Annotated in this window: 26 protein-coding genes and 3 tRNA genes; 16 read left to right on the top strand and 13 right to left on the bottom strand. The window is 73.0% G+C overall.

Annotated elements, in window-relative coordinates; genetic code table 11:
• Positions 1-109: 109 nt before the first annotated feature.
• The gene (locus OEB99_RS13280; protein ID WP_263577757.1) at positions 110-1,798 is read right to left on the bottom strand and encodes a peptidase M16 family protein; all 1,689 of its coding nucleotides are present in this window, start codon (positions 1,796-1,798) and stop codon (positions 110-112) included.
• Between the two features lie 131 nt (positions 1,799-1,929).
• Between OEB99_RS13280 and purL the strand changes: the two genes are divergently transcribed.
• Positions 1,930-4,281, top strand: a complete 2,352-nt coding sequence (gene purL / locus OEB99_RS13275) for a phosphoribosylformylglycinamidine synthase subunit PurL (protein WP_263577756.1) — start codon at positions 1,930-1,932, stop codon at positions 4,279-4,281.
• A 50-nt stretch (positions 4,282-4,331) separates the two neighbouring features.
• Positions 4,332-5,165, top strand: coding sequence for a M15 family metallopeptidase (locus OEB99_RS13270; protein WP_263577755.1), 834 nt, complete (start codon positions 4,332-4,334; stop codon positions 5,163-5,165).
• A 7-nt stretch (positions 5,166-5,172) separates the two neighbouring features.
• On the opposite strand, the gene trpS is transcribed toward OEB99_RS13270, so the two are convergent.
• The gene (gene trpS / locus OEB99_RS13265) at positions 5,173-6,291 is read right to left on the bottom strand and encodes a tryptophan--tRNA ligase (protein ID WP_263577754.1); all 1,119 of its coding nucleotides are present in this window, start codon (positions 6,289-6,291) and stop codon (positions 5,173-5,175) included.
• Positions 6,292-6,579: 288 nt separating this feature from the next.
• Here trpS and OEB99_RS13260 point away from each other — a divergent pair, with 288 nt between their 5' ends.
• From OEB99_RS13260 to OEB99_RS13250, 3 genes are all read left to right on the top strand, one after another.
• Entirely contained in the window at positions 6,580-6,957 is a 378-nt protein-coding gene (locus tag OEB99_RS13260; protein WP_263577753.1) for a sterol carrier family protein, read from the top strand.
• A 10-nt stretch (positions 6,958-6,967) separates the two neighbouring features.
• Positions 6,968-7,309, top strand: coding sequence for a hypothetical protein (locus OEB99_RS13255; protein WP_263577752.1), 342 nt, complete (start codon positions 6,968-6,970; stop codon positions 7,307-7,309).
• Positions 7,310-7,464: 155 nt separating this feature from the next.
• On the top strand, positions 7,465-9,588 hold the full coding sequence (locus OEB99_RS13250; protein ID WP_263577751.1) for an ExeM/NucH family extracellular endonuclease: 2,124 nt from the start codon (positions 7,465-7,467) through the stop codon (positions 9,586-9,588).
• Positions 9,589-9,720: 132 nt separating this feature from the next.
• Here the strand turns inward: OEB99_RS13250 and OEB99_RS13245 are convergent, their stop codons facing one another.
• Entirely contained in the window at positions 9,721-11,352 is a 1,632-nt protein-coding gene (locus tag OEB99_RS13245; RefSeq protein ID WP_263577750.1) for an esterase/lipase family protein, read from the bottom strand.
• Between the two features lie 334 nt (positions 11,353-11,686).
• On the opposite strand from OEB99_RS13245, the gene purF reads away from it, so the two are divergent.
• Both purF and purM read left to right on the top strand, forming a co-directional pair.
• Positions 11,687-13,219 (top strand): amidophosphoribosyltransferase, encoded by a 1,533-nt coding sequence (gene purF, locus OEB99_RS13240; protein WP_263577749.1) that lies wholly within the window; start codon positions 11,687-11,689, stop codon positions 13,217-13,219.
• On the top strand, positions 13,216-14,313 hold the full coding sequence (purM, locus tag OEB99_RS13235; RefSeq protein ID WP_263577748.1) for a phosphoribosylformylglycinamidine cyclo-ligase: 1,098 nt from the start codon (positions 13,216-13,218) through the stop codon (positions 14,311-14,313). Before purF ends, purM begins: the two co-directional genes overlap by 4 nt.
• 55 nt (positions 14,314-14,368) lie before the next feature.
• Here the strand turns inward: purM and OEB99_RS13230 are convergent, their stop codons facing one another.
• Positions 14,369-14,557 carry a DUF3073 domain-containing protein gene (locus tag OEB99_RS13230; protein WP_263577747.1) on the bottom strand — a complete coding sequence of 63 codons (189 nt, stop codon included), beginning with the start codon at positions 14,555-14,557 and terminating at the stop codon, positions 14,369-14,371.
• A 272-nt stretch (positions 14,558-14,829) separates the two neighbouring features.
• Here OEB99_RS13230 and OEB99_RS13225 point away from each other — a divergent pair, with 272 nt between their 5' ends.
• A complete protein-coding gene (locus tag OEB99_RS13225) occupies positions 14,830-15,039 on the top strand; it encodes a BldC family transcriptional regulator (RefSeq protein WP_263577746.1) in 210 nt (69 codons plus the stop codon).
• Positions 15,036-15,866, top strand: coding sequence for a DNA-3-methyladenine glycosylase family protein (locus OEB99_RS13220; protein ID WP_263577745.1), 831 nt, complete (start codon positions 15,036-15,038; stop codon positions 15,864-15,866). The genes OEB99_RS13225 and OEB99_RS13220 overlap by 4 nt, the downstream gene beginning before the upstream one ends.
• Before the next feature lie 35 nt (positions 15,867-15,901).
• Here OEB99_RS13220 and OEB99_RS13215 read toward each other — a convergent pair whose 3' ends face one another.
• The 5 genes from OEB99_RS13215 to OEB99_RS13195 all read right to left on the bottom strand — a co-directional run bounded on the left by OEB99_RS13215 (position 15,902) and on the right by OEB99_RS13195 (position 17,007).
• Positions 15,902-16,177, bottom strand: a complete 276-nt coding sequence (locus OEB99_RS13215; RefSeq protein WP_263577744.1) for a DUF3618 domain-containing protein — start codon at positions 16,175-16,177, stop codon at positions 15,902-15,904.
• Complete coding sequence (locus tag OEB99_RS13210) at positions 16,164-16,574, bottom strand: phage holin family protein (protein WP_263577743.1); 411 nt, start codon at positions 16,572-16,574, stop codon at positions 16,164-16,166. Before OEB99_RS13210 ends, OEB99_RS13215 begins: the two co-directional genes overlap by 14 nt.
• 150 nt (positions 16,575-16,724) lie before the next feature.
• A tRNA-Phe gene (locus tag OEB99_RS13205) sits at positions 16,725-16,797 on the bottom strand.
• 34 nt (positions 16,798-16,831) lie between these two features.
• A tRNA-Asp gene (locus tag OEB99_RS13200) sits at positions 16,832-16,905 on the bottom strand.
• Positions 16,906-16,934: 29 nt separating this feature from the next.
• Positions 16,935-17,007: transfer RNA gene (locus tag OEB99_RS13195), tRNA-Glu, on the bottom strand.
• A 110-nt stretch (positions 17,008-17,117) separates the two neighbouring features.
• Here OEB99_RS13195 and OEB99_RS13190 point away from each other — a divergent pair.
• On the top strand, positions 17,118-17,465 hold the full coding sequence (locus tag OEB99_RS13190) for a metallopeptidase family protein (RefSeq protein WP_263577881.1): 348 nt from the start codon (positions 17,118-17,120) through the stop codon (positions 17,463-17,465).
• 11 nt (positions 17,466-17,476) lie between these two features.
• Positions 17,477-18,385: an LLM class flavin-dependent oxidoreductase gene (locus OEB99_RS13185; RefSeq protein WP_263577742.1), complete on the top strand. Its 909-nt coding sequence runs from the start codon at positions 17,477-17,479 to the stop codon at positions 18,383-18,385.
• 33 nt (positions 18,386-18,418) lie between these two features.
• Here the strand turns inward: OEB99_RS13185 and galE are convergent, their stop codons facing one another.
• Positions 18,419-19,414 carry a UDP-glucose 4-epimerase GalE gene (galE, locus tag OEB99_RS13180; protein WP_263577741.1) on the bottom strand — a complete coding sequence of 332 codons (996 nt, stop codon included), beginning with the start codon at positions 19,412-19,414 and terminating at the stop codon, positions 18,419-18,421.
• Between the two features lie 118 nt (positions 19,415-19,532).
• Here galE and OEB99_RS13175 point away from each other — a divergent pair, with 118 nt between their 5' ends.
• Positions 19,533-20,879: a mechanosensitive ion channel family protein gene (locus OEB99_RS13175; protein WP_263577740.1), complete on the top strand. Its 1,347-nt coding sequence runs from the start codon at positions 19,533-19,535 to the stop codon at positions 20,877-20,879.
• A 120-nt stretch (positions 20,880-20,999) separates the two neighbouring features.
• Complete coding sequence (locus OEB99_RS13170) at positions 21,000-21,278, top strand: adhesin (protein ID WP_263577739.1); 279 nt, start codon at positions 21,000-21,002, stop codon at positions 21,276-21,278.
• Between the two features lie 51 nt (positions 21,279-21,329).
• Here the strand turns inward: OEB99_RS13170 and OEB99_RS13165 are convergent, their stop codons facing one another.
• Positions 21,330-22,547 (bottom strand): EAL domain-containing protein, encoded by a 1,218-nt coding sequence (locus OEB99_RS13165; RefSeq protein ID WP_263577738.1) that lies wholly within the window; start codon positions 22,545-22,547, stop codon positions 21,330-21,332.
• Positions 22,548-22,790: 243 nt separating this feature from the next.
• Between OEB99_RS13165 and OEB99_RS13160 the strand changes: the two genes are divergently transcribed.
• The 3 genes from OEB99_RS13160 to OEB99_RS13150 all read left to right on the top strand — a co-directional run bounded on the left by OEB99_RS13160 (position 22,791) and on the right by OEB99_RS13150 (position 24,635).
• Entirely contained in the window at positions 22,791-23,258 is a 468-nt protein-coding gene (locus OEB99_RS13160; RefSeq protein ID WP_263577737.1) for a Dps family protein, read from the top strand.
• Positions 23,259-23,438: 180 nt separating this feature from the next.
• Positions 23,439-23,837: a hypothetical protein gene (locus tag OEB99_RS13155; RefSeq protein WP_263577736.1), complete on the top strand. Its 399-nt coding sequence runs from the start codon at positions 23,439-23,441 to the stop codon at positions 23,835-23,837.
• Between the two features lie 114 nt (positions 23,838-23,951).
• Entirely contained in the window at positions 23,952-24,635 is a 684-nt protein-coding gene (locus OEB99_RS13150; protein WP_263577735.1) for a DUF4389 domain-containing protein, read from the top strand.
• A gap of 99 nt (positions 24,636-24,734) precedes the next feature.
• Here OEB99_RS13150 and OEB99_RS13145 read toward each other — a convergent pair whose 3' ends face one another.
• Complete coding sequence (locus tag OEB99_RS13145) at positions 24,735-25,475, bottom strand: anti-sigma factor family protein (RefSeq protein WP_263577734.1); 741 nt, start codon at positions 25,473-25,475, stop codon at positions 24,735-24,737.
• On the bottom strand, positions 25,472-25,978 hold the full coding sequence (locus tag OEB99_RS13140) for a sigma-70 family RNA polymerase sigma factor (protein WP_263577733.1): 507 nt from the start codon (positions 25,976-25,978) through the stop codon (positions 25,472-25,474). Before OEB99_RS13140 ends, OEB99_RS13145 begins: the two co-directional genes overlap by 4 nt.
• Positions 25,979-25,980 lie beyond the last annotated feature (2 nt).

The raw sequence follows: 25,980 nt of genomic DNA, 5'->3' as shown, positions 1-25,980 counted from the left end.
TCAGGAACCGGATCAACGTCGCCGCCGGTCGCGTCGTGGCGCGGGGACGCGGTCGTCGTCAGCTGCAGTGTGGAGCGGGTCCGGCCCGGATGTGCTCGTCCTCCGGGGGCTAGCCTCGGCGCGACCGCCAACTGCGCACGAGCGCAATCGCCAGCATGGCGCCGGCGGCCACGCCGCTGACGGTGCCGGGATCTGCGCCGCCCAGGCTGTCCGTATCGGCGAGGGCGAAGGCGCCGAAGGTGAGCCCGAACCACACGAGGATTCCGGTACCCCAGGTCAGTAGCTCGCGTGCCGGGGCCAAGGCTCGCTGGCGGCTCCGCGGCCCCGGTTGCGGGATCTCCTTCGGCTGGCGACGGTCCATTGGGATCTTGAGGCCCATCGGAACCGCCTCGTCGATCGCGCGCGCGGCGCTCGCGCCGTGGTACCACATCGTCGGCTCGACGCTCAGGTGCACGCCATCGCCGCCGATGAGCAGCCGGCCGCCGTCGGGCCGGACCCCAAGTCCACTCAAGGTGTCGAAGCGGACGGTCACGTGACCATCGCCGCCCCGAAGCGTGACGCCTTCGTCACCCACGATGAGCCTGCGATCGATGTTCCGGTGCTCGTAGGTCGTCCCCGACACAGGCGCTACCGCGCACAGCGGGGCCTCCGCCCACCCCTCGGGTGCGTCGGCCCCGCCGGGCACCTGCAGGACCAGCGTCGTCGTGACCTGGGCTGCCGCGCGGACGAGGTCGTCGGGTTCGAGAGCGGTGAGCTCGCCGCGCAGGCCCTCGAGCGGCTGCGGCTCACGGTCGTGGAGGAGGTCCCAAGCCGTGGGAAGGAGCGCAACGGCGTGGCCGGGGTGCTCCACCGAGCGGAGCACCCGGTTCCGGACGTCCGCGATCTCCTCGATGCGTGCCGCATGCTCGGCCGTCGCGAGTCCACCGATGATCTCGGCGATGCGGCCTGCGACCTCGCTCTCCCGGGACTCGACGGTATCGGAGACTGCGACGAGCGCGGCGGTGCTGCCGTTGAGGCGCCGGTAGCGGGCCTCCGGCGAGTAGGCGGCGGCCCGTGCGGTCCGCAGATCGTCGACGAGTCGGTCGTTGAGGACTCCGACCAGCACGTTCCCGGGGGTGCTTCGCGGCAGCAGCCCGTGCAGCGTGACGATGCCGCTCTGGGAGCGGAAGTAGGCGGGAAGCTGTGGTAGCACCGTCGGCCAGGGGTCCGGTGCCTGGTGGCGCGTGCCGTCGGGCAACCCAAGGACCAGGCTGGGAGGTGGCGGGCCGGTGAACCACAGCACGGCGTTGTGCCGGCCGACGAACCTCGCCGACCAGGCGCGGATCGAGTCAGCCGTCATCGACGTCAGGCCCCACTCCTGCGACGACTCGAGGCCGTAGCCGCGCGTCCCCCAGCGCCACGTCGATGCCTCCGCCAGCACGTACGGTGCTCGGCGCGCGGCCTCGGCCCGAAGTACTCCCTTCTCGTCCTGCAGCCGGGAGACCGGCGGGTCCACCAGCTGCCGCGCCGCCTTGGAGAGGAAGTCCGCGACCTCGTCGGGCGTGCCGACGGTGTGCAGGTGGGTGGTCGTCGCATCGACCTCGCCGAGGCTGTGGTCGCCGGGTCGGCCCAGCCCGAAGAGGGCCAGGTGCTCGAGCATGTGGCTGTGGCCGCGGGTCGGCAGCTCTTCGTCCGCGGTGCCCATCCGAAGCAGGAGTCCGCCGGAGTAGGGACCCGGATCGTCGACCCAGACCGTCGGGATCCCGTCCACCTCCGTGACGTGCGGGTCGCGCCACCCGCCGCCAGCTGCCTCCGTCACGGTGGGACCGTAGCGGCTCGGCCCGCTCCGCGGGGCCGCCATGCGGATGAAGGACCGCGCGCCTCCGCTCGCGCCTGCACCGGTAGCCTGAGCCACGTCAGCGCCACTGCGACGTCGGGACGACACCGTCGATGAGCACCCCTGAGCAGACCGCCGAGCACCTGCCGGACACCGTCGAGAACGCCGCGTCGACCCCCGAGGTCGAGCTGCCGTGGGCGGAGCTGGGGCTCAAGCAGGACGAGTACGAGCGGATCGTCGGGCTGCTGGGCCGTCGCCCCACCGCCGCCGAGCTGGCGATGTACTCGGTGATGTGGTCCGAGCACTGCTCGTACAAGTCCTCGAAGCTGCACCTGCGCCAGTTCGGCCAGAAGACCACCGACCAGATGCGTGAGCACCTGCTCGCCGGGATGGGCGAGAACGCCGGTGTCGTGGACATCGGCGACGGCTGGGCCGTCACGTTCAAGGTCGAGTCGCACAACCACCCGAGCTTCGTGGAGCCGTACCAGGGCGCCGCGACCGGCGTCGGCGGGATCGTGCGGGACATCATGGCGATGGGCGCCCGCCCGGTCGCGGTGATGGACCAGCTGCGGTTCGGCGCGATCGAGAACCCGGACACCGCGCGGGTGGTGCACGGCGTGGTCGCCGGCGTCGGCGGCTACGGCAACTGCCTCGGCCTGCCCAACATCGGCGGCGAGGTCGTGTTCGACCCGGCCTACCAGGGCAACCCGCTGGTCAACGCGCTGTGCCTGGGCGTGCTGCGGCACGACGAGTTGCAGACCGCGGCCGCCCGCGGCCCCGGCAACAAGGTCGTGCTGTTCGGTGCACGCACCGGCGGCGACGGCATCGGCGGGGCCTCGATCCTCGCGTCGGAGACGTTCGACGACTCCAAGCCGTCCAAGCGGCCGAGCGTGCAGGTCGGCGACCCGTTCATGGAGAAGGTGCTCATCGAGTGCTGCCTCGAGCTGTTCGCCGCGGGTGTGGTCGAGGGAATCCAGGACCTCGGCGCCGCGGGCATCTCGTGCGCGACCAGCGAGATGGCCTCGGCCGGTGACGGCGGCATGCACGTCGACCTGGAGAAGGTCCTGCTGCGCGACCCGACCCTGACCGCGGGCGAGATCCTGATGTCGGAGTCGCAGGAGCGGATGATGGCGATCGTCCGCCCCGACCGGCTCGAGGAGTTCCTTGCGATCACCGGCAAGTGGGACGTCGAGACCGCGGTGATCGGCGAGGTCACCGAGGGCGACCGGCTCACGATCGACCACCACGGGCACCGCATCGTGGACGTCGACCCGCGCACCGTCGCGGTCGACAGCCCGGTCTACGACCGCCCCTACGCCCGGCCCGGCTGGCAGGACGCGCTCCAGGCCGACACGGTCTCCGGTGAGGACGGCGCCTCGCGGTACCCGCGTCCGGCCACCGGCGAGGAGCTGCGAGCGACGCTGGTACGCCTGGTCGGAGCGCCGAACCTCGCCTCGAAGGCGTGGGTCACCGACCAGTACGACCGCTTCGTGCAGGGCAACACCGCCCTCGCGCAGCCCGACGACGCGGGCGTGATCCGGGTCGACGAGTCCAGCGGCCTGGGCGTTGCGCTCGCGACCGACGCGAACGGCCGCTACTCGCAGCTCGACCCGTACACCGGTGCGCAGCTCGCCCTCGCCGAGGCCTACCGCAACGTCTCCACCGTCGGGGCTCGCCCCCTCGCGGTGACCGACTGCCTGAACATCGGCTCGCCCGAGCACCCGGACGGCATGTGGCAGCTCGTCCAGGTCATCACCGGGCTCGCCGACGCGTGCCAGGCCCTGGCCGTGCCGGTGACCGGCGGCAACGTCTCGCTGTACAACACCTCGGGCGAGGCCGGCCGGATCGACTCCTCGATCTTCCCGACCCCGGTGGTCGGCGTCCTCGGTGTGCTCGACGACGTGCAGCGGGCGACGCCGTCCGGGTGGCGCGCGCCGGGTCAGGCGATCTACCTGCTCGGCCGGACCCGGGACGAGCTGGACGGCTCGGCCTGGGCGGACGTGGTCCACCACCAGCTCGGCGGGTTGCCACCACGGGTCGACCTGGTCGCCGAGCGCGCGCTCGCCGGCGTGCTGGTCAACGCAGCGCGGGACAACCTGGTCGACGCCGCGCACGACCTGTCCGAGGGCGGCCTGGGCATCGCCCTCGCCGAGGCGTGCCTGCGGTACGGGACCGGGGCTCGCGTCCGGCTCGACGCCGTGTGCGAGCGGGACGGGATCAGCCCGTTCACGGCCCTGTTCTCCGAGTCGACCGCACGAGCCGTCGTGGCCGTCCCGGGCACCGAGGAGGTGCGGTTCGTCGACCTGTGCACGGCGCGGGGCGTGCCCGCGTTGCGCATCGGCGTGACCGACGACGTCGAGGACGACGAGGCCGGACCGGCGCTCGAGGTCGAGGGCCTGTTCCGCCTGCCGCTCGCCGAGCTCGCCGAGGCGTCCCGCGCGACCCTGCCCGCCCAGTTCGCCTGAGGCCCCTCGTGGGTGAACGGGGCAGGCCCGGCCGTCGGACGGTCGCGCACGTGGCCCCGAAGCGCGGGGCGGGCGCACGCCCGGCCCTGCTCGTGGTGGGCGTCGTCGCGTCCGCGCTCGCCGGCTGGGGCGCCTGGGCGATGGCGGCCGAGCCGGGCGCCGGGGAGACGGCCGACGCATCCGTCACCGCGGTGACCCAGACCGCCACGGCGACGGCCACACCGAGCACGCCCAGCCCGAGCGTGACGTCGGAAGCGCCGGCCGAGCCCTCGACGCCCCCGGGGCTCGACCTCACCACCTACTCGGCCTCGGACCCCTCGAGCATCTGGGTCGTGGTGAACAAGCAGCACCCGGTCACGCCGCTGACCTGGGCGCCGGACGACCTGGTCGCCGTCGGGTCGCTGCGCCTGCGCGCCGAGGCGGCCGAGCACCTGCAGCAGCTGCTCGACGCGGCATCGGCGGACGGCGTGCACATCGGGCTGCGCACGGGCTATCGCTCGTACGACCAGCAGGCCGCGATCCGGGCCGACCTCGAGGCGCGCAAGGGCTACGAGCACGCCGAGAAGTACTCGGCCCGCCCCGGCTACTCCGAGCACCAGACCGGGCTCGCGCTCGACCTCGACAGCACCACCCAGCCCGGCTGCGGACTCAAGCTCTGCTTCGCCGACACGGTCGAGGGGCAGTGGGTCGCGGCGCACGCCGAGGAGTTCGGCTTCATCATCCGGTACACCGACGACAACGCCGACGTCACGGGCTACTCCGGTGAGCCCTGGCACCTGCGCTACGTCGGCACTGACCTGGTCCAGTACATGGCGGAGCACGACCTGACCACGCTCGAGGAGACCCTCGGCGTCACCGGAGGGGACACGTACGCCGAGCCGTGACGGCCGCTCATGCCATCGCCATGAGGCGGCGCACGTCGGCGAGCGTCGCGTCGGCCAGGGCGTTCGCGCGCGCCGCACCCGCAGCGAGCGTCTCGGCCACGACGGCCGGGTCGGCCGCCAGCTCGGCCCGCCGGGCGCGGACCGGTGCGAGGTGCGCGACCAGGGCATCCGTCGTGAGCTGCTTGAGCTGCCCCGCGCCGCGACCGCCGACCTCGGCGGCGATCTCCTGCGGACTCCTGCCCGTGCTCAGCGCGGTGAGCAGCAGGAGGTTCGCGACCTCGGGCCGTCGGTCGGGCTCGTAGGTGATCTCCCGCTCGGAGTCGGTGCGGGCCGAACGGATCGCCCGGGCGGTGGCGTCGGCGTCGTCCCGGAGCGCGATCGCGTTGCGGCCGGACTTCGACATCTTGCGCCCGTCCGTGCCGAGCACCGTCGGCGCCGCGGAGAGCAGCCCGTCCGGCTCGGGGAAGTAGCCGGCCCCGTACCGCTGGTTGAACCGGCGGGCGACGAGCCGGGTCATCTCCAGGTGCGGCAGCTGGTCCTTGCCCACCGGCACCAGGTTTGCGTGGCAGAACAGGATGTCGGCCGCCTGGTGCACCGGGTAGGTGAGCAGCAGCCCGCTCATGCTCGCGGCGCCCGAGGCAGCGAGCTCCGCCTTCACCGTCGGGTTGCGGTCCAGCTCGGCCACGGTGACCAGGGACAGGAACGGCAGCATGAGCTGGTTCAGCGCCGGGACGGCGCTGTGCTGGAAGACCGTCGTGCGGGCCGGGTCGAGGCCTGAGGCCAGGTAGTCCAGGACGATCTCGTGCACCGCGCCGCGGACGTCCCCGGCGACCTCGCGGTCGGTGATCACCTGGTAGTCGGCGACGACCAGGAGCACCTCGACCCCGAGCTGCTGCAGGCGGACCCGGTTGGCGACCGTGCCGAAGTAGTGCCCCAGGTGCAGGGGTCCGGTGGGGCGTTCGCCGGTGAGCACCCGGAACCGCTCCGGGTGTGCCGCGACCTCGCCCTCGAGGTGCAGGCCACGGTCGACGGCGCGCTCGGCAGCGAGGTCGAGGCTGGAGGACAGACCGGAGGTCTGGCCGGACGGCGGGACGGGCGCGGGCGTGGTGGGAAGGGTGATGCTCATCGAGACTCCAGGGAGACGGGAGCTGCTCGACGCGCACGCGGAACCCGCGAGCTGCCGGAGCAGCTCGGGGACATGCGGACCTCGGCTGCTTAGCGCAGCCACCACGAGGTCGTGCGGAACATGGGGCCAAGCCTACGGGTGGCGGGGACGTCCCGGAGCCCGCGGTCTGCCCCCGAGCGGTCTGCCCCGGGCCGCGCCGGCACCGGTGGTGCACGGCGCGCGCAGCCCGCACCTGCAGCGAACCGCCCCGCGGTGCGCTCCGTCCCCGGCCCGAGGGAGAATCGGCCCGTGCCACCCCGTCGCCGTACCGACCCCGTCGAGGGCCGGGCCGCCGTGCAGGCGTGGCTCGCCGACCCGGGGTGCTCGCGGGTCACCGTGCGCACCGCGGTCCGGTTCACGCTCGAGGAGCTCGCGGACGTCGCACCCGGCCACGCCGTCGAGGTCCGGGTGCCGCCCGACGGGGCGGTGCAGGCCGTCGAGGGCCCGCGGCACACCCGCGGGACCCCACCCAACGTGATCGAGACGGACCCGGTCACGTGGCTGGGGCTGGTCACCGGAGAGGTGGCGTGGCTCGACGCGGTGGCCGACGGGCGGGTGGACGCGTCCGGCGAGCGCGCCGACCTGTCCGGGCTGCTCCCGCTGCAGGCCGCTCGGCGCCGACCGTAGGCTCGTCCCCGTGACCGACCAGCCCGACCCCGCTGTGCCTGACCCCGCTGTGCCTGACCCCGCTGCGCCCGACCCCGCTGTGCCTGACCCCGCTGTGCCCGACCCGGTCGAGCTCGAGCGGATCGCCGTCCCGGGGACGGTGCGCCGCGTGCCGCAGTACCGCGCGTTCGCCATGACCGGCATCGCCGTCGGGCTCCTCGTGGCGGTGGTCGTGCTCCTGGTGAGCGCCGCCACCCAGGACGTCCCGGCCAGCCTGCTGCTCGTCCTGGCCACGCTCGTAGGGCTCGGCGGCCTCGGCGCGCTCCTCGGCCTCCTGGTCGCCCTGGGCCTGGAGGCACGCGCCCGACGTTGAGGTGAACCCGGGTCGAACGGTTCGTCGCACGTCAGGTCGTCCTCTGTTTCGCGATCACCCGTTCGGGTTAGCGTGCCCGGCGCGGGGGCGACCGACCCCTGCGTCCGATTCCGGGTCGCCGCCACCCGCGGGGCCCGGGAAGCGAAGGGGGTCCCGTGTCCATCACTCATCGCATCGCCGCTGCGGCGTCGGGAGCGCTGGTGCTCTCCGCTGCCGTCGCACTTCCAGCCGTCGCCGAGCCCGACACCACGATCGCCGACGTGCAGGGCACCGGTGACGTCAGCGCCCTCGTCGGAGCGACCGTCACCGTCGAGGGCGTCGTGACTGCTGACCACCGGGTCGGCGGGTACCGCGGTGTCTACGTGCAGACCGCCGGCTCAGGCGGCTCGTCCGACGCCACTCCCGGCGCGTCCGACGGGGTGTTCGTGTACCTCGGCAGCCGCACGACGGCCGCAGTCATCGGTGACCTGGTCCAGGTCACCGGCGCGGTCACCGAGTACTTCGGCCTCACCGAGATCAACGCCTCACGCACCGGCACGAGCGTCGACGTGGTCGGCACCGCGCCGCTGCCCGAGCCGGTCGTCCTGCCTGCGACCGTCACCGGGGCCGACCGTGAGCAGTACGAGGGCATGCTGGTCGACCCGACCGACGACTACCTGGTCGCGTCGCTGCACGAGGTGGACCGGTACGGCACGGTCTGGCTGTCGGCGGGCCTCGACCCGATGGTGAAGAGCACCGAGCAGACCCGGCCGGGCGCCGAGGCCGACGCGATCGCGGCCGACAACGCCGCACGCCGGCTGCTCCTCGACGACGGACGCAGCAACCAGGTCACCGCTGCGACCCAGCCGTACCTGACACCGGGCACCGTCGTCCGGGTCGGCGACCAGCTGGACTCGGGTGACCTCGCCTACGTGCTCTCCTACGGGTACGACGAGTGGCGGCTGCAGCCGACCGAGCCGATCGACGCCGACACCCCGGCCGACCAGAAGGCGTCGTTCACGGCGCTGAACCCCCGGCCCCGGACCCCCGCCGACGTGGGCGGGGACCTGCACCTCGCGACGTTCAACGTCTACAACTACTTCACCACGTTCCGGTCCGAGTCCGACCTGGCCCGCGGCGCCGACGACCAGGCGCAGTTCGACATCCAGAAGGCCAAGATCGTCGCTGCGATCAACGGGCTCGGTGCCGACGTCGTCGCGCTCGAGGAGGTCGAGAACTCGATCCACTTCGGTGCCGCCACCCCCGACGAGGCGCTCGCGGACCTCGTCGACGGCCTCAACGCCGCGGCCGGCGCCGGCACCTGGGCCTATGTCCCCACGCCGACGGCGCTGTACGGCGACGGCGCACCCGAGACCGATGTGATCATGACCGCGCTCATCTACCGGCCCGCCGCGGTGACGCCGGTCGGTGACGCGATCACCGACGTCGACGAGACCGTGTGGGACATCGCCCGCGAGCCCGTCGCGCAGGTCTTCGACCCGGTCGAGGGCAGCGGCGGCGAGCTCGTCGTGATCGCCAACCACTTCAAGTCCAAGAGCGGTGACGGCGAGGAGCCGGCCGACGGCCAGGGCCTGTTCAACGCCGAGCGGGTCGAGCAGGCCCAGGCGGTCCGCGACCTCGCGGCCGAGATCACGGCCTCGACCGGGGTCGCCGACGTCGCGGTGATGGGCGACCTCAACGCCTACGCGCACGAGGACCCGGTCCAGGTGTTCCTGGACGCCGGCTACACCGACGTCGTGCCGAGCCTGGCGGCCGGCCAGTACACCTACACGTACGACGGTGAGCAGGGCTCGCTCGACCACGTCCTGGCCACGCCGGCGCTCGCCGAGCGCCTGACCGGCGCGGACGTGTGGGACATCAACGCCGACGAGTGGTCCGCACTCGGCTACTACGGCGGCTTCCCGGAGATCGGGACGCCGTACCGCGCCTCCGACCACGACCCGATCGTCGTCGGTGTGGACGTCCCGGCGTACTGCACGGTGAGCTACCGCGCGACCGGGTTCCACCGGACGTTCCTGTCCCAGGTCCGGCTCAGCTCGCCCGAGCTCCGCGCCGGCTGGGAGCTCACCTGGACCGCGGCGGACCAGGATCGCTACCTCACCGCCTTCGGGGTCCGGCTGCACCAGTCCGGCGACCAGGTGACGGTCTCCGCGGTGCGCGCCACGTCCGTGCCGGACGACCGGATCGGGTTCGTGGCGCTCGGCCTGACCGGGCGGAGCGGTCCGGGCACACCGACCGGCTTCGCGCTCGACGGGCACACCTGCGAGGTCACCGACTGACGGCGCGGCAGGCCCGTCGGGTCGGTCCGGAGAGCGGACGACCCGACGGGCCTGCCCCGGGCCGCGTTCCCGTGCCGCCGACGTGCCGAGCCCGGACGTGGCAGGCGTGCCGGCTCCGCGCCGGGCGCACCGCTACGCGTCGGCGTGGATGCTGATCCGGAAGCGCCCGTCGAACCCCGTGCCGCCGATGTCGAAGGTCCACTCGCCGGGCGAGCCGTCGATCGGCGCGGCCGCCTGGACCTCGGACCCGGCGCCGGCGCCGGCCTTGGCCCGCAGGCCCGCCTGGTCGAGCGCGAGGTCGCCGGCAAGGTACTTCTCGCCCGTGTGGATGAAGAGCTCGGGCGGTGAGCCGGGGAAGGCCTGGACGTAGTACTGCTTCCGGTAGACGACGTTGTCGGAGAAGCCGATGCCGAAGGTGTCGCGCTCGCCGATGTAGAAGTCGAGGCGGAACACCAGGCCCTGGGCCTGGTCGGGCTTGACCTGGCCGTCGACCCAGCCCTCCCAGATCAGGCGGCCGGGTCCGGCCCAGCCGGTCGTCCGGTCGCCGAACTCGGCGAGGGGCTTGTCGAGCTCGGTGGCGAGGTCGGGCATGTCGTCGCTCAGGTCGTTCTCGTGGAACGGCCCGTAGCAGTTCTCCGCATCCGGGCTCTGGTGGAAGAGCTCGAAGTCGACGTAGCGCGGCTTGACCGACACCCCGAGGTAGAACTCGCTGCGGCCGAACCAGTCGCCGCCGCGCTTGATCGCCCCGCTGTCCAGCGAGAGTGCGACGCGGTGGGTGCCGTGGAAGAAGCGCATGGCGATCTCGAACGCCTCGCGCGAGGTGACCAGCGAGTCGTGACCGCCGTGGCACTTGTTCACGAAGGTGCGTGGTGCGCCCGGCAGCTGCGCGGAGGCCTGCTTCACCAGGCCGTCGCTGCGGTTGTAGACCAGCGAGCCGTCGTCGAGCAGGCTCGAGAGTCGGTTCAGCTTGGTCGCTACCCGCACGCCGTAGGTGCGGTAGTTCGTCCCGACGACGGTCAGCACGTGTCGCGGGTCGAAGGCGTGGTTCCACTCGCGGAACCGGGTCGAGCTCGGGTCGAAGGACGCGAGCTCGTCGCTGGCCTTCTCGACCCCGGGCAGGACGCGGAGCAGCCAGTCCGGCACCCGCTGGAAGGAGATGCCCCGGTGCGGGGTGCCGAGCGTGACGATCCGGTGGATCGCACGCTTGGCGTACCCGGGCTCGGCGGCGTCCATGGCGAGCACGCCCTCGCGTGCGACCAGGCCACCCATGCTGTGCGCCACGACGTCGACGCCGTCGAACTGCTCGCCGCGTCGCTGGGCGCAGGCTTCGATGAGGTGGACCAGACGCAGCAGCCCCTGGCCGTAGCGCGCGAGAGCGCGAGGTTGTAGGTCGTAGTAGCGGTAGATCCAGATCGTGCCGGCGGTTCCCTGCGAGAGGACCTTGGCCTCCGTGGCCGGGTCGAGCACGACCGTTCCGTGGACGTCGTCCGGCTCGAGGCCTCCGGTCTCGGGTGGCGCCGCGATGTCGTCGGCGTAGTAGCCGACGACGTTCGTCGCGTCGCGGTACGGGTGGTCGGCGGACTTGAGGGCCCGAAGCACGAAGCCCTCGTAGATGTAGTTCTCGCCGCGACGGTCCGGGTAGACGGTGCCGTCGTTGAACCCCTGGTAGGGGCTGGCCGTCTCGTCCGAGACGTCGGGTCCGCCGAAGCCGCGGATCAGGATCAGGGGGCGGGGGCCGGTCGGGGCGACTGCTGGGTTCGACATCGCTGTCTCGCGTTCCGCGGCCCGGCGGTCACCGGGTCGCACGTGGTCGGTAGATCCACGACGTCACCCGCGTGCACGCGGGTGCCAGGTGCCACGCGAGATCGTCGGCGATCCGCGTCGCACAGACGCTGTGACGGACATCACATCAACGCCCCCGTGGCAGCACTGTAGACCCGGCGTCGACCGCGAGAAAGAAGTGCCTCGGCCGTCGCGCGAGCGGGCAGGGCGCCGGCACGGCGTCCGGGGTGACGCGGCGGTGCGGGCGGCTCGATCGCCGTGCCCGAGGGCTGGTCCCCGGGTCGGGTTGCGCAGATCCGTGTGCGACGATGAGCCCGTGGCGAGGCCAGACGGACGACTGACCCACGACCTCCTGCCTGGTGAGAAGGGCCCTCAGGACGCCTGCGGCGTCTTCGGGGTCTGGGCTCCGGGCGAGGAGGTCGCGAAGCTCACCTACTTCGGGTTGTACGCGCTGCAGCACCGCGGACAGGAGTCCGCGGGCATCGCGACCTCGAACGGCGACCAGCTGCTGGTCTACAAGGACATGGGGCTGGTGTCCCAGGTCTTCGACGAGACCGCGCTCAACGCCCTCACCGGGCACATCGCGATCGGGCACACCCGCTACTCGACGACCGGCGCGTCCGTCTGGGAGAACGCCCAGCCGACTCTCGGCCCGACCGCGGCCGGCACCGTGGCGCTCGGCCACAACGGCAACCTGACCAACACCGCCGAGCTGATCGACCTGGTCGCCGAGCGGTACGGCTCGCGCCGGCGCGGCGAGCTCGGCCGGGGCAACACCACCGACACCGCGCTGATCACGGCGCTGCTCGCCGGCGACCCGGACCGGACCCTCGAGGCCACCGCGCTGGAGGTCCTGCCGCGGCTGCGCGGCGCCTACTCCCTGGTGTTCATGGACGAGAACACGCTGTACGCGGCTCGCGACCCGCACGGCGTGCGCCCACTGGTGCTCGGTCGCCTCGAGCGCGGCTGGGCGGTCGCCAGCGAGACCGCGGCCCTCGACATCATCGGCGCGGCCCTGGTCCGTGAGGTCGAGCCCGGCGAGCTCCTCGCGATCGACGCGAACGGGCTGCGCAGCACGAGGTTCGCCGAGCCGCAGCCGACCGGCTGCGTGTTCGAGTACGTCTACCTCGCCCGCCCGGACACCACGATCGCGGGCCGCTCGGTGCACGCGTCACGCGTCCAGATGGGCCGCACGCTCGCGCGTGAGCACCCCGTCGACGCGGACCTGGTCATCCCCGTGCCGGAGTCCGGCACACCGGCCGCGGTCGGCTTCGCCCAGGAGTCCGGCATCCCGTTCGCGCAGGGCCTGACGAAGAACGCCTACGTGGGCCGGACCTTCATCCAGCCGTCCCAGACGCTGCGCCAGCTCGGCATCCGGCTCAAGCTCAACCCGTTGCGTGAGGTCATCCGCGGCAAGCGGCTCGTGGTGGTGGACGACTCGATCGTCCGCGGGAACACCCAGCGCGCCCTGGTCCGGATGCTGCGCGAGGCCGGCGCGGCAGCGGTGCACGTGCGGATCTCGTCGCCGCCGGTGCGCTGGCCGTGCTTCTACGGCATCGACTTCGCGACGCGGGCCGAGCTGATCGCGACCGGTTTGAACGCCGAGGAGGTCGGCCGCTCGATCGGCGCGGACTCGCTCGGCTACATCTCGCTCGAGGGCATGATCGCGGCGAGCGACCAGCCGCGGACCCGGCTGTGCACGGCGTGCTTCACCGGCGAGTACCCGATCGAGCTTCCGCCCGCCGAGCGGCTCGGCGCCACGCTGGTCGACCAGCCGACCCTCGGTGACGACGGCCTCGCGACCCTGCTGGGTGGCGTCGGCGGCGCCACCGCCCTGGAGCAGCCGTGAGCGACCAGCCGATCACCTACGCGGCGGCGGGGGTCGACACGGCGGCCGGTGACCGCGCCGTGGAGCTGATGAAGGACGCCGTGCGCGCGACGCACGGCCCGCAGGTGCTCGGCGGCGTCGGCGGCTTCGCCGGCCTGTACGACGCGAGCGCGCTCAAGGACTACCGCCGACCGCTGCTGGCCACCTCGACCGACGGGGTCGGCACGAAGGTCGCGATCGCGCAGGCCATGGACGTGCACGACACGATCGGCTTCGACCTCGTCGGCATGGTCGTCGACGACATCGTGGTGGTGGGCGCGCGCCCGCTCGTGATGACCGACTACATCGCGTGCGGCCGGGTGGTGCCCGAACGGATCGCGGCGATCGTGCGCGGCATCGCCGCGGCCTGCGCCGAGGCCGGGACTGCCCTGGTGGGCGGCGAGACCGCGGAGCACCCGGGGCTGCTCGGACCGGACGAGTACGACGTCGCAGGCGCCGCGACCGGCGTGGTCGAGGCCGACGCGCTGCTCGGCCCGGACCGGGTGCGGTCAGGCGACGTCGTCATCGCGATGGCGTCCTCAGGGCTGCACTCCAACGGGTTCTCGCTGGTGCGTCGCGTCATCGAGGTGGCCGGGTGGTCGCTGGACCGTGAGGTCCCCGAGCTCGGCCAGGCCCTCGGCCTCGAGCTGCTGACCCCCACCCGGCTCTACACCCGCCCGTGCCTGGACCTCGCGGCCGCGGTCGAGGTGCACGCGATGTCGCACGTGACGGGCGGTGGGCTGGCCGCGAACCTCGCACGTGTGCTGCCGGCCGGCCTGGTCGCGACGGTCGATCGCGGCACGTGGGCCGTGCCGCCGGTGTTCGAGCTGGTCCGCGGGCTCGGTCAGGTCCCGTGGGACGACCTCGAGGGCACTCTCAACCTGGGGGTCGGCATGGTGGCGGTGGTCCCGGCCGATGCCGCCGACGCGGCGCTCGCCTCGCTGGCCGCCTCAGGCGTGCCGGCCTGGGTGGCGGGCGAGATCGGCCAGGACGACGCCGGGGCGGACGTGGTCCGCGGCACCAAGGGGGTCCAGGGCGGCGGGGTCAGGCTGGTGGGGGGCTACCGGGTCGCGTGAGCAGTGCCCGGGCACGACGAGGCGCCCGGTGCGACCCGGGTGGTCGGACCGTTGGTCAGTCGTCGTCCTCGGACTCGTCGTCCTCGTCGTCGGCCCACGATGCGTACTGGTCCTCGTCGGCGTGCTCGTGTCGCTGCGCCGAGGTGAGCTCCTGCTCCAGAGCCTTGTAGTTGGGCTCGTAGATCGAGTACTTCAGCTCGCGAGCGACCTTCGTCTGCTTCGCCTTCTGACGGCCGCGCCCCATGGCATCGACCCCCTCTTACGTGGCAGCGGGGCGGCACCATCACGATGCGGCCCCGGAGTGCTGGTTCCGACCTAACGCTACAGGGTCCCGGGGGCTTCCTGCGACCGCGCCCCCCGGAGCCCGCGGGCTCCCACCCGCTCGGCGGACGCGGTCGGGCGCTCGCGGTCCGGTTCGGCGAGGCTCGGGGTACGGTGGTCACAGCACGGTAACGGTCGTCCGGCCGGCGTGCTCGCGGCGACGGTACGTCGTGGTTCCAGAGCGTGGGAGGTGCCGTGCACACGAGGTCCGAGCAGTCCGAGAACCTGCTGACTCCTGCCGAGGTCGCGGCCATGTTCCGGGTCGACCCCAAGACGGTCACCCGATGGGCCAAGAGCGGGAAGCTCAGCTCCATCCGCACCCTCGGTGGTCACCGTCGCTACCTGGAGTCCGAGGTCCGCGCCCTGATGGGGGTCCCGGACCAGGCCCCCTCCCGGGAGCGGTGACGCTCGACCTCACGGCGTGGTGGGAGTTCGTCCGGGCTCGCGCCGTGCCAGGGGTCGAACGGCTGGGTGAGCCGCCGGAGCGTTCGGTGCGTCGCCTGGTTCCGACACCGGTGGGTCCGCAGGCCGTGACCATCCGGCTCGGCAGCGACGGCGCCGACGACGCGCTCGTACACCGCGAGCGGGCCTGGCCCCCGAACGGCGCGGAGATCCAGGCAGGGACGGAGTCCCTCGCGTCGGTGCGACGCTGGCTCGGCGCCGACCTCGACCTCGGGCCCGCGCGCGTGGCTCTCGCCGAGGACCCCCTGATGGCTCCGTTGCTCGCGGCGAGGCCCGCGCTCGGCGTCCCCGGGGCGGTGGACCCGGCTGAGCTCGCGCTGCGCACCGTGCTCGGCCAGCAGGTCAGTCTCGGCGCGGCGGCCACCTTCGCAGGCCGGCTGGCCGCGCGACTCGGCGAGCCCGTGGGCGACCTGCGTGCCTTCCCGACCCCGACGGCGATCGCCTCGGCCGGGGAAGGGGTGCGCGAGGTGGGCCTCACCGGCGGGCGGACCCGCACCCTGCTCGCCCTCGCTGCCGCGCTCGCCGACGGGTTGGACCTCGCCGGAGACCCGGCGTCCGCGCGCCGTGAGCTGGCCGCGCTGCCGGGGATCGGCCCGTGGACCGTCGAGTACGTCGCTCTCCGGGCGATGCGCGACCTGGACGCCTTCCCGGCGCACGACCTGGTGCTGCGCCGTCGACTGGGTGTGACCGACCCGCGTGAGGCGCTCGCGATCGCGGATCGTTGGCGCCCGTGGCGTGGGTTCGCCGCGCAGCTCCTCTGGTCCGCGTGAGGCGCGGACCCTCGCCGGAACCCGGCGGGCTCCGGCTAGAGCTTGCGGGCGACGCCCGCCACGATCGCGGCGGCGGCCGCGGCGCCGGCACCGAGCACCACCCAACCGGTGGTGGTGGGCTCCGGGTCCTCCGGGCCGCGCTCCTCGTGGGTCACCCGGCGGCGGATGTCGTCCACGGCGACCTTCGCCTCGTCGAGGGCACGCAGGACGTTCGCCTTGGGGTTCAGCCGCTCGGCAAGCTCGTCGACCGTGGCCTGAAGCTCGGCGCGGGTGCGCTCGATGTCGGCCTCGATGCCCTCAGTCCCGCTCATGCGCCAGTCCCTCCTTCACGGCGGCCACGTCGGCCTTGATGCTCTCCTGCGCCTTGAGCGGCACGGGCGGGGTGCCCTTGTCGAGCATGGTCTTGCCGACGAAGCCGAGGGCTCCGGCGATCAGCAGCAGCACGACCGCCACGATCAGTGCCGCCAGCCAGGCGGGCAGCGCCTCGGCCAGGCCGAGGACCGCGGTGGCGACGAGCGTCCCGAACGCGAAGAACGCGAACAGGCCCGCGCCGACGAACATGCCGATCCCGGCACCGGCGTGCTTGGCCTTGTCGGCCATCTCAGCCTTCGCGAGCTCGATCTCGGCCCGCACGAGCTTCGAGGTCTTCTCGGACAACAAGGACACCAGCTCGCCGATCGAGGGCTTGGTCTCGGTGCGGCCGATCACGTCACCACCTCCGTCGCAAACGACCCAGGTCGGGGCCGGCTTCGTCCGATCATCCTCCCGCACGGCGAGACGCAACGCACGTGCTTCCCGGCGGGCAATCGGGTGGGAACGACGACGCCCCGCTCCGAGGAACGGGGCGGGGCGCTGAGGTGGCCACTGGCAGGGTCGAACTGCCGACCTTTCGATTTTCAGTCGAACGCTCTACCAACTGAGCTAAGTGGCCTCGACCTCCGGTCCGGTGTGACCGGACCGACGAGCGACCCCGACGGGACTTGAACCCGCGACCTCCGCCGTGACAGGGCGGCGCGCTAACCAACTGCGCTACGGGGCCTTGTGTGGAACAAGGTCCTGCTTCGTTCGTACCCCCAACGGGATTCGAACCCGTGCTACCGCCGTGAAAGGGCGGGGTCCTAGGCCGCTAGACGATGGGGGCCGGGTGGGCGCCCGGGACGCCTCGCGCCCAGAACCTCGGGAATCATACGGGCACATGTGCCGAACCGCCAAAGTCGATCGCGCACAGGGCAGGATGGTCGCGTGGTGCAGATGTCCCGGGACGAGTTCGAGGACGCCGTGCGCGATGCGCTGGACCTGATCCCGACGGACCTCGCCGAGATGATGGACGACGTCGTGGTCCTCGTCGAGGACGACCCGCCCCCGGGTGAGCCGGACGACCTGCTCGGGCTGTACGAGGGGGTCGCCCTCACCGAGCGCGACCAGTGGTGGGGCGCCGGGTCGCTGCCGGATCGGATCACGGTGTTCCGTCTGCCGACCCTGGCCTTCTGCGACACGGTCGAGGAGGTGGCCGAGGAGGTCGCCGTGACGATCGTGCACGAGGTGGCGCACCACTTCGGGATCTCCGACGAGCGACTGCACGAGCTGGGCTGGGACTGAGAGGGAGAACGATGCGGATCGGGATCGTGCTGCTGCCCGAGCAGCGCTGGGCTGCGGACGCCGCGCGGTGGCGGGCCGCCGAGGAGTGGGGCTTCGACCACGCCTGGACGTACGACCACCTGGCGTGGCGCTCGCTGGCCGACGGACCGTGGCTGGCCACCGTGCCGCTGCTGGCCGCGGCCGCCGCGACGACCGAGCGGATCCGGCTCGGCACGTTCGTCGCGAGCCCCAACTTCCGCCACCCGGTGCCGTTCGCCAAGGACGTGATGGGACTGGACGACATCAGCGGCGGCCGGCTGCTGCTGGGGCTCGGGTCGGGCGGCTCGGGGTTCGACGCCGAGGTGCTCGGCCCGGCGCCGAGCGCCCGTGAGCGGACCGACCGGTTCGTCGAGTGGGTGGGGCTGCTCGACCGCCTGCTCACGGCGCCCGTGACCGACCATGACGGCGGGTGGTACGAGGCCCGCGGTGCCCGGATGCTGCCGGGGTGCGTGCAGCAGCCGCGGGTGCCGTTCGCGGTCGCCGCGCAGGGGCCCCGGGCGTTGGACCTGGTCGCCCGGTACGGGCAGGGCTGGATCACCTACGGCCCGGCGGCCGGCGGGGTCGGCGAGGGCGGCGACGGCGACGACCAGGACCGCTGGTGGACCGGGCTCGCGGCGCTCGTCGAGCGGGCCGAGGCCCGGTTCGAGGCGGCCGGGCGGGACCCTGCGTCGGTGGATCGCTACCTGAGCCTGGACGGTGCACCGGTCTTCTCGATGAGCTCGCTCGAGGTGCTCACCGAGGGTGTCGAGCGGGCGGCGGCGCTCGGGTTCACCGACGTGGTGGTGCACTGGCCGCGCCCGGACGGTGTGTACGCGGGCAGCGAGCGGGTGCTCGACCAGGTGGTCGAACGGCTGGCCGAGCTGCAGGCGATCGGCGCCTGAGCGCGAGCCCCGGCTCGACCGTCCTCGGGCCGGTCAGTCAGCGCCGGCCGTGGACTCCTCGAGCAGCTGTCGCGCGCGCCACGCCGAGGCGACCATCGACTCGAGATCGTGCGTCATGCGCCACCCGAGGTCGCGTGCGGCCGCCTCGCCGGAGGCGACGATCCGGGCCGGGTCGCCCGGGCGGCGCGGTGCGATCTCGGGGGTGAAGTCGATCCCGGTGCCGGCCGCCATCGCGGCCATGATCTCCAGCACCGACGAGCCGGCGCCGCTGCCCAGGTTGTAGACCGGCTGGAGCTCGCGGCCACCGGCGAGCGCCCGCGCGGCGGCGACGTGGGTCGCGGCGAGGTCGGCGACGTGGATGTAGTCCCGCACGCACGAGCCGTCGGGGGTCGGGTAGTCGACGCCGTTGACCCGCGGCGTCCGGCCCGCGACGAGCGCGTCGAGCACGAGCGGGAAGAGGTTGTGCGGGCTCGAGTCGTACAACGAGCCCTGCGAGCCCACCACGTTGAAGTAGCGGAGCGACGTGTGCCGCAACGGGTGGGGGCCGTCGGCGGTCGCGCGGGCCTGGTCGCGGATGACCCACTCACCGATCAGCTTGGACTCGCCGTAGGGCGACTCCGGCGTGGTGGGCGTCTCCTCGGTGACCAGGTCGACGTCGGGTGTGCCGTACACGGCGGCGGAGGAGGAGAAGACGATCGCGGTGACGTCGGCCTCGGCCATCGCGGCGAGCAGCGACACGGTGCCGGTGACGTTCTCGGCGTAGGTGTGCAGGGGGCGCTGCACGCTGACCCCGGCGTACTTGAAGCCGGCCAGGTGCACCACGCCCTCGCAGGCGTGCTCGCGCAGGGCTGCGGCGACGAGGGGCTGGTCGCGGATGCTGCCGCGCACGAACGGCACGCCGTCGGGGACGAAGTCCGCGTGCCCGCTCGACAGGTCGTCCAGCACGACGACGTCGATGCCCTCGTCGAGGAAGGCGCGCACCACGTGCGCACCGATGTATCCGGCCCCGCCGGTCACCATCCAGGTCATGGCCGCCATGCTAGCGCAGTTTCCCCCATGAGTCATCAGAATCAAACAAAACCGAACACATGCCGGATGGTTCCGTCACCCGTCCGGCGGTTGCGGCTGCGGCGTCTAGCCTGGACCGATGCTGCACCGAGCTGTCGACGTCCCCCCAGCCGTCACCGACGGCGTCACGATCATCCTCGCGGTCGCGGCCGCGCTGATCCTCGCACTCGTGCTCGCCGAGGTCCTCGCGGCCCTCACCAGGGCGGTCGGGCGGCACACCCGGCTCGCCGAGGCGCTCTCCCGGCGCGCCCGCCGACCGCTGCGCGCCGTGCTCCTCGTGGCGGCCGTGTGGATCGCGCTGCTGATCGCGACGAGCCGGCCGCGACCGGACTGGATGATCTGGGTGCAGCACCTGCTGCTCATCGCGCTGATCTTCGCCGGCGCCTGGCTGGTCGCCGCACTGGCCTTCGTGGCCGAGGACGCCGCGCTCGCGCGCTACCAGGTCGGCGGCCGGGACGACCGGCACGCGCGACGGGTCAGGACGCAGATCAGCGTCGCCCGCCGGCTCACCGTGCTGGTGCTCGCCGTCGTCGCGATCGGCGCGGCACTGCTCACCTTCGACGGCGCACGCACGATCGGCGCCGGGCTGCTGGCGTCGGCCGGCGTGCTGTCGGTGATCGCCGGCCTCGCGGCGCAGACCTCGCTCGGCAACGTGTTCGCCGGGGTGCAGCTCGCCTTCACCGACGCGATCCGGCTCGACGACGTCGTGGTGGTCGAGGGGCACTGGGGGAGGATCGAGGAGATCACCATGACCTACGTCGTGGTGCACATCTGGGACGACCGGCGGCTCATCCTGCCGTCGACCTACTTCGCGACCACGCCGTTCGAGAACTGGACCAGGCGGGCCGCCGACCTGCTCGGAACGGTCGAGCTCGACGTGGACTGGACGGTGCCGGTCGGCCGGATGCGCGCCGAGCTGATGCGGATCCTGCAGACCAGCGAGCTGTGGGACCACCGGGTCGGCGTTCTCCAGGTCACCGACGCGGTCGACGGCAAGGTCCGGATCCGGGCGCTCGCGTCGGCGGCGGACGCGCCGACCCTGTGGGACCTGCGGTGCGCGGTGCGCGAGGGGCTGGTCGCGTGGCTGCAGCGCGAGCACCCGGAGTCACTGCCGCGGACGCGCTGGGAACCGGCCGGAGGCGCCGGCGTCCCCGGCCCCGTCACCCCGGCCGGCGGGACCGGCCGACGTGCGATGCCGAGCGCAGAACCCGCACCGGAACCCGGGACCCGCGAGCTCCCGGCCGGCTCGGCGGAGACGGTGCTGGTCGACGGCGGCCGCGACGCCGGGCTGTTCACCGGTAGCCTGTCGGCCCTCGAGCGGTCGAAGGCGTTCACCGGTCCCGGCGACCAGGTGATCGCCGACCGTGAGCACCACGCGGAAGGGCTCCGCCCGCCCGGGCAGGACGACCGGCGGTCCGATCGCTGACACGGACCTGGTCCGCTGGGTGGGATGCCTCCGGGCCCTGGGTTGCCCACCTCCAGCCCGCGGGTGACGGTGGACGAGCAGGCGCCACCGCCTGCACGTACCCGGAAAGAAGAGAGAGCCATGCTCACCCTGACCGAGAACGCCTGCCACGCGGTCCACGACCTCACCGAGCGCGCCGGGCTCCCGGCCGACGGCGGGATGCGGATCGCCGAGTCGTCCGAGAACGGGGCCTTCGACCTGGCGCTCGTCGCCGCCCCTGTCGAGGGAGACTCCCTCATCGAGCAGTCCGGCGCCCGGGTGTTCGTCGAGCCGGTCGCCGGCGAGCTGCTCGCGAACCAGCAGCTCGACGCCCGGTCCACCGGCGAGGGCACCGGCTTCACCCTGACCCCGCAGCAGTGAGCGCACGCACGGCCCGGTGATCGCCCCGCGATCACCGGGTCGTGCGCCGTCTCAGGCCGGCCGGCGCGCCAGCGTCGTGCGGTGCCGGGTGATCGCGTGCGACACGGCGGGCACCGGGAGGCCGGACGGGCGACCGACGAGGAAGCCCTGGCACGCGTGCGCCCCGAGCGCCGTCCAGGTCTCCAGGTCGTCGTCGTCCTCGATGCCCTCGACCAGCAGCTGTGCTCCGGTCTGCTGCGCGAACTCGATGAGCGAGCCCGCGAGCGCGCGCCGCAACGGGCTCGCCGCGACCCCCTGGGTCAGCGAGATGTCGAGCTTGATGACGTGCGGGGCCAGCTGGACGATGTGCTGCAGGCTGGCGATCCCGGCACCCGCGTCGTCCACCGCGATCCGGATGCCCGCCCCGCGCAGCTCGTCGATCCGGTGGGACAGCAGGTCGTAGTCCTCGACCCCGGCGTGCTCGGTGATCTCGATCGTGACCGGCCGCCCCGCGTCCCGCAGCAGGTCCACCAGCTGCGGGTCGGCCAGGGTGGTCGGCGAGACGTTCAGTGCGAGGTCGATGCCGTCCGGGAGCGCCTGCGCCTCGCCCAGGGCGTGCACCACGACCGCGAGCTCCAGCTCGGTGCCGCGCCCGGTCGCGCGGGCGGCGGCGAACCAGGCGTCCGGCGGGCGGTACGGAGCCACGTCGACCCGGGTGAGCGCCTCGACGCCGAGCAGCCGTCCGCTGTGCAGTGCGTAGATCGGCTGGAAGACGGTGTGGAACGTGTTGTCGGCGAGCACGCCGTCGACCAGGGGCACGAGCGCGGCGTCGACCTGCCGCACGACGAACGGCGTGAGCGTCTCACGCACGTCCCGGGCCAGCTGCCGCTCGGCCGCGCGTCGCCGGGCCTCGAAGGCGAACGTCACCAGCGTCCCGACGGCCAGGAACATCACGGCCCGCACGATCCAGGCGTGGGGCGCCTGCGCCTCACCGGTCGTCGTGTCGAGCGGCATCAGCGGGCCGGCGAGGGTCGCCGCGGCCGCCGACGTGACCAGGGTGCCGCGCAGGCCGAACCGGACGGCGGCGAGCACGATCGGCACGTAGAAGGTGTGGCTGAAGGCCCGCTGGCTGCCGCCGGTCACCCAGACCAGGCCCCAGCACACGGCGAGCGCGGCGGCGATCATCACGGCCGCCGCGATCGGGGGCATGGTGACGAGGCGCGCCAGGGTGCGCTCTCGCACGCCGGTGGGGCGCTCCCACGACGGCGGCCACGAGGTGCCGAGCTTCATCTGCCCCCACGGCGGTCGAACGGTCCTCGAGCACCGGGCTCCTCGGCTGTCGGAGTGACCGGCATGCCCCCTGAGACCGGGGCCAGCCCCGGCACCTGCTCACTATGTCGTGCCGGTACCGGGTTGACCAGCGCAACCGCCACGCCACGCCGCTCGAGCGTCTTCGGCCCCCGTTCCCCGGGAAGATGTCGCCGGCTCGGCGTACCGTCGAGGAGACCGAGACCCGGATCGAAGGAGGATGTCGTGGAGATCACCGGAAGCCTGGCGGAGGGCGAGCAGCGGATCGCGGGGAGCGCGCTGCAGTCCGTGCTGGTGGACCTGGTGGACCTGAGCCTGGTCGCGAAGCAGGCGCACTGGAACCTGGTGGGTCCGAGGTTCCGCAGCGTGCACCTGCAGCTGGACGAGGTCGTGACCGCAGCACGCGACTTCGCCGACACCGTGGCCGAGCGGGCCGCGGCGATCGGGGTCCCGCCGGACGGGCGCGCCGCGACCGTGGCGGCCGACAGCGTGATCGCCGAGCACCCGGTGGGCTGGATCTCGGACACCGACGTCGTCGCGTGGTTCGTCGACCAGCTCGGCGCCGTGATCGGCCGGGTGCGCGAGCAGGTCGAGGAGACCGAGAAGGCCGACCCGATCACGCAGGACCTGTTCATCGGCATCGCGGCCGAGCTCGAGAAGCACCGCTGGATGTTCCAGGCGGAGCGCGGCTGAGAGCACCGGTCTCGAGCGAGCTCCGCGTCGATCCCCGCGGAGTCGACCTCGGCGCGTGAAGTCCGGGCGCGACTCTTGCCGTTCGCGCTCAAGGTGACGGCCGAGTGGTCGATCCCTAGGAGTGAGGGTCGTGCCCCGTAGCCGGGGCCCGGCGGACTCGCACCGAGAGGGAGCACGGCCGTGGCCACAGTCGCGATGGGGGTGCCGGCGCACGAGGCGTCGCACCACACCGCGCTGCGCGTGACCACCGTCGTCGCCGCGTCGATCGCCGCCGTGCTCGTGACCGCCGCGATGTGGCTGTGGAACGCCCCGTTCGCCACGACCACGCCGTCGGAGTCGGTGAGCGAGGCGCTCGCCGAGGCCGCGGCCGCGCAGGAGTCGTTCCACGACCTGCACGGTGGGTACACCGTCGACCCGGGTGCGCTGATCCAGGCGGGCTGGGTGCCGACGAACGATGTGGACGTGGTGCTCGTCTCGGCCGCGTCCGACGCCTTCTGCCTCGCGGCCGGTCCGGCCGGCAAGGAGCCGGTCGCCTGGTTCACGCACAACTGGGAGCAGCTCGACCACCCGTGCGAGTGAGGCGGCCGAGCTGAGCCGTTCAGCCCTTGTGCGCTGCTTGCGGTTGGCGTTGCGTGGGACCCACGGGCCGTGCCCGACGGGTCGGCCCTCCGGCATCCGAACCTAGGAGGCCCCGTGGCCACCCCCCAGCCCTACCCAGTCCCTCCGCCGCCCGGCCCCGAGCCGTACCCGGCACGTCTACAGGTCGACTACCCGGAGCGCCTGGACCGGGTGACCAGCGTCTTCCGCTTCCTCTGGATCATCCCGATCGCGATCGTGCTGAGCGCGCTGTCCGCGACCGCGACCTCGACGTACACCGTCCTGACCGAGACCGGTGAGGTGATCAAGCAGACCAGCCAGACCGGTGGCGGGATCGCCGGAGGGCTGTTCCTCGCGACGCTGATCATGATCGTGTTCCGGCAGCGGTACCCGCGCTGGTGGTTCGACTTCGCGCTCCAGTTCCAGCGCTTCTCGGCGCGGGTCGCGGCGTACGGCGCGCTGCTCACCGACCGCTACCCGTCCACCGAGGACGAGCAGTCCGTGCACCTCGAGCTGGACTACCCGGACGCCCAGCGGCTCAACCCGCTGATGCCCCTGGTCAAGTGGCTGCTGGTGCTGCCGCACGTCGTGGTGCTCGCGTTCCTGTGGGTCGGGTCGTTCTTCGCGATCGTCATCGCGTGGTTCGCGATCCTGTTCACCGGGCGGTACCCGCGCGGACTGTTCGACTACGTGGTCGGCGTCGGTCGGTGGTCGCTGCGGGTCGCTGCGTACGCGACGTTGCTGGTGACCGACCGGTACCCGCCGTTCAGCTTCGACTGACGGGCACCGCGGGGGAGGGCCGTCGTCGGGCGAGCAGCGCACGGTCGTCGCGGCGGCGTGCTCGACAGCCCGGGCCGTTCTTCCGGGGCCGGCTCGTGGTCACGGCTGCGCGGTCAGGAGTGCCGTGCCGTCGTCGGCCACGAGCTCGATGGCGTCGATCTGGGACGCCGGCAGGCTGCTGGCGGCGGGCACCGTGATGGTGCGCCCCGGTACGGCCGTCCAGGTGGCGACCTGCTCGGTCGAGCTGTCCTCGCCGACGACGACGAGCGCGTACGTCGTCGGACCGTAGCCGCTCGCCGGGCCGGCGCTCCCGGCGCTCGGCGATCCGTCGTCGGCATAGGTGCAGGTCAGCTCGATCCTCGTACCCCAGGCGACCTGTTCCAGGCTGACCGACGCGGTGATGGCGGACGGCGCCTCGGGCTGCATCGCCACGACCTGGACGTTCGGAGGCCGGGACCCGATCAGGGAGACCGGTGAGGCCGGCAGCACCAGCGCGAGCACGACCGCGGCCGCGGCGGCGACCAGGCCACCCAGGACGAACCGGCGCCGACGGATGACCGCTCGGCGGCGGGCCGAGCCCAGCAGCCCGGCCAGTACGGACTCGGGCACCGGCGTAACGACCGACTCGGGGACCGAAGCGGTCACCGGATCGGACGCCGCCAGCCGATCGACCAGCCCCGGCGGGACCAGGTCGAGCAGCGCAGGCAGGGCACCGACCTCCTCGACCGCGGCCCGGCACCCCGCACAACCGCGCAGATGGGCCTCGAAGGCGGCGCGCTCGGGCTCGTCGACCGCGCCCAGCACGTAGGCCTCGGCATCGGGCCGCCATGGGTCGTTCACCGGGTCACTCCCTTCTCCTCGAGCGCCAGGCGCAGGGCCCGCAGCGCGTAGTGGGTGCGCGACTTCACCGTCCCGTCGGGCACGCCGAGCAGGCGCGCTACTTCCGCGACCGACAGCCCGCGGAAGTAGCAGAGCACGACGACCTGCCGGTGCTCGGGGGTGAGCCGGGTGAGCGCGTCGGCGACGATCCAGCCGTTCAGGACCTCGTCGGTCCAGGTGTCGGCGACGCCGGTCGGCTCGGGTGGGTCCTCCACGGCGACCTCGTGGCCCGCCCGCCACTGGTCGATCACGAGGTGACGCGAGACCGTGAAGAGCCACGACCGCACCGCGCCGGGCGGACGCGAGAGCACCTCGGGGTGGCGCCAGGCGCGGATCAGCGTCTCCTGGACGACGTCCTCGGCGCGCGCCCGGTCTCCGCCGGTGAGCCGCAGGACGTACCCCCACAGACCCCTCCCGTGCTCGGCGTGCAGGGCGACGAGCACGTCCTCGGCGCTCGTCGCCATGC

This window comes from Actinotalea endophytica, from assembly GCF_025717005.1.
In the GTDB taxonomy this organism is placed as follows: domain Bacteria; phylum Actinomycetota; class Actinomycetes; order Actinomycetales; family Cellulomonadaceae; genus Actinotalea.
This window is presented reverse-complemented; position numbering and strand designations above follow the sequence as displayed.

Excerpts from the sequence above, each read along its gene's own strand:
- purL (WP_263577756.1), top strand. The coding sequence starts at position 1,930 with ATGAGCACCCCTGAGCAGACCGCCGAGCACCTGCCGGACACCGTCGAG.
- trpS (WP_263577754.1), bottom strand. The coding sequence starts at position 6,291 with ATGAGCATCACCCTTCCCACCACGCCCGCGCCCGTCCCGCCGTCCGGC.
- OEB99_RS13245 (WP_263577750.1), bottom strand. The coding sequence starts at position 11,352 with ATGTCGAACCCAGCAGTCGCCCCGACCGGCCCCCGCCCCCTGATCCTG.
- OEB99_RS13230 (WP_263577747.1), bottom strand. The coding sequence starts at position 14,557 with ATGGGGCGCGGCCGTCAGAAGGCGAAGCAGACGAAGGTCGCTCGCGAG.
- OEB99_RS13215 (WP_263577744.1), bottom strand. The coding sequence starts at position 16,177 with ATGAGCGGGACTGAGGGCATCGAGGCCGACATCGAGCGCACCCGCGCC.
- OEB99_RS13190 (WP_263577881.1), top strand. The coding sequence starts at position 17,118 with ATGTCCCGGGACGAGTTCGAGGACGCCGTGCGCGATGCGCTGGACCTG.
- OEB99_RS13185 (WP_263577742.1), top strand. The coding sequence starts at position 17,477 with ATGCGGATCGGGATCGTGCTGCTGCCCGAGCAGCGCTGGGCTGCGGAC.
- galE (WP_263577741.1), bottom strand. The coding sequence starts at position 19,414 with ATGACCTGGATGGTGACCGGCGGGGCCGGATACATCGGTGCGCACGTG.
- OEB99_RS13175 (WP_263577740.1), top strand. The coding sequence starts at position 19,533 with ATGCTGCACCGAGCTGTCGACGTCCCCCCAGCCGTCACCGACGGCGTC.
- OEB99_RS13170 (WP_263577739.1), top strand. The coding sequence starts at position 21,000 with ATGCTCACCCTGACCGAGAACGCCTGCCACGCGGTCCACGACCTCACC.
- OEB99_RS13165 (WP_263577738.1), bottom strand. The coding sequence starts at position 22,547 with ATGAAGCTCGGCACCTCGTGGCCGCCGTCGTGGGAGCGCCCCACCGGC.
- OEB99_RS13140 (WP_263577733.1), bottom strand. The coding sequence starts at position 25,978 with ATGGCGACGAGCGCCGAGGACGTGCTCGTCGCCCTGCACGCCGAGCAC.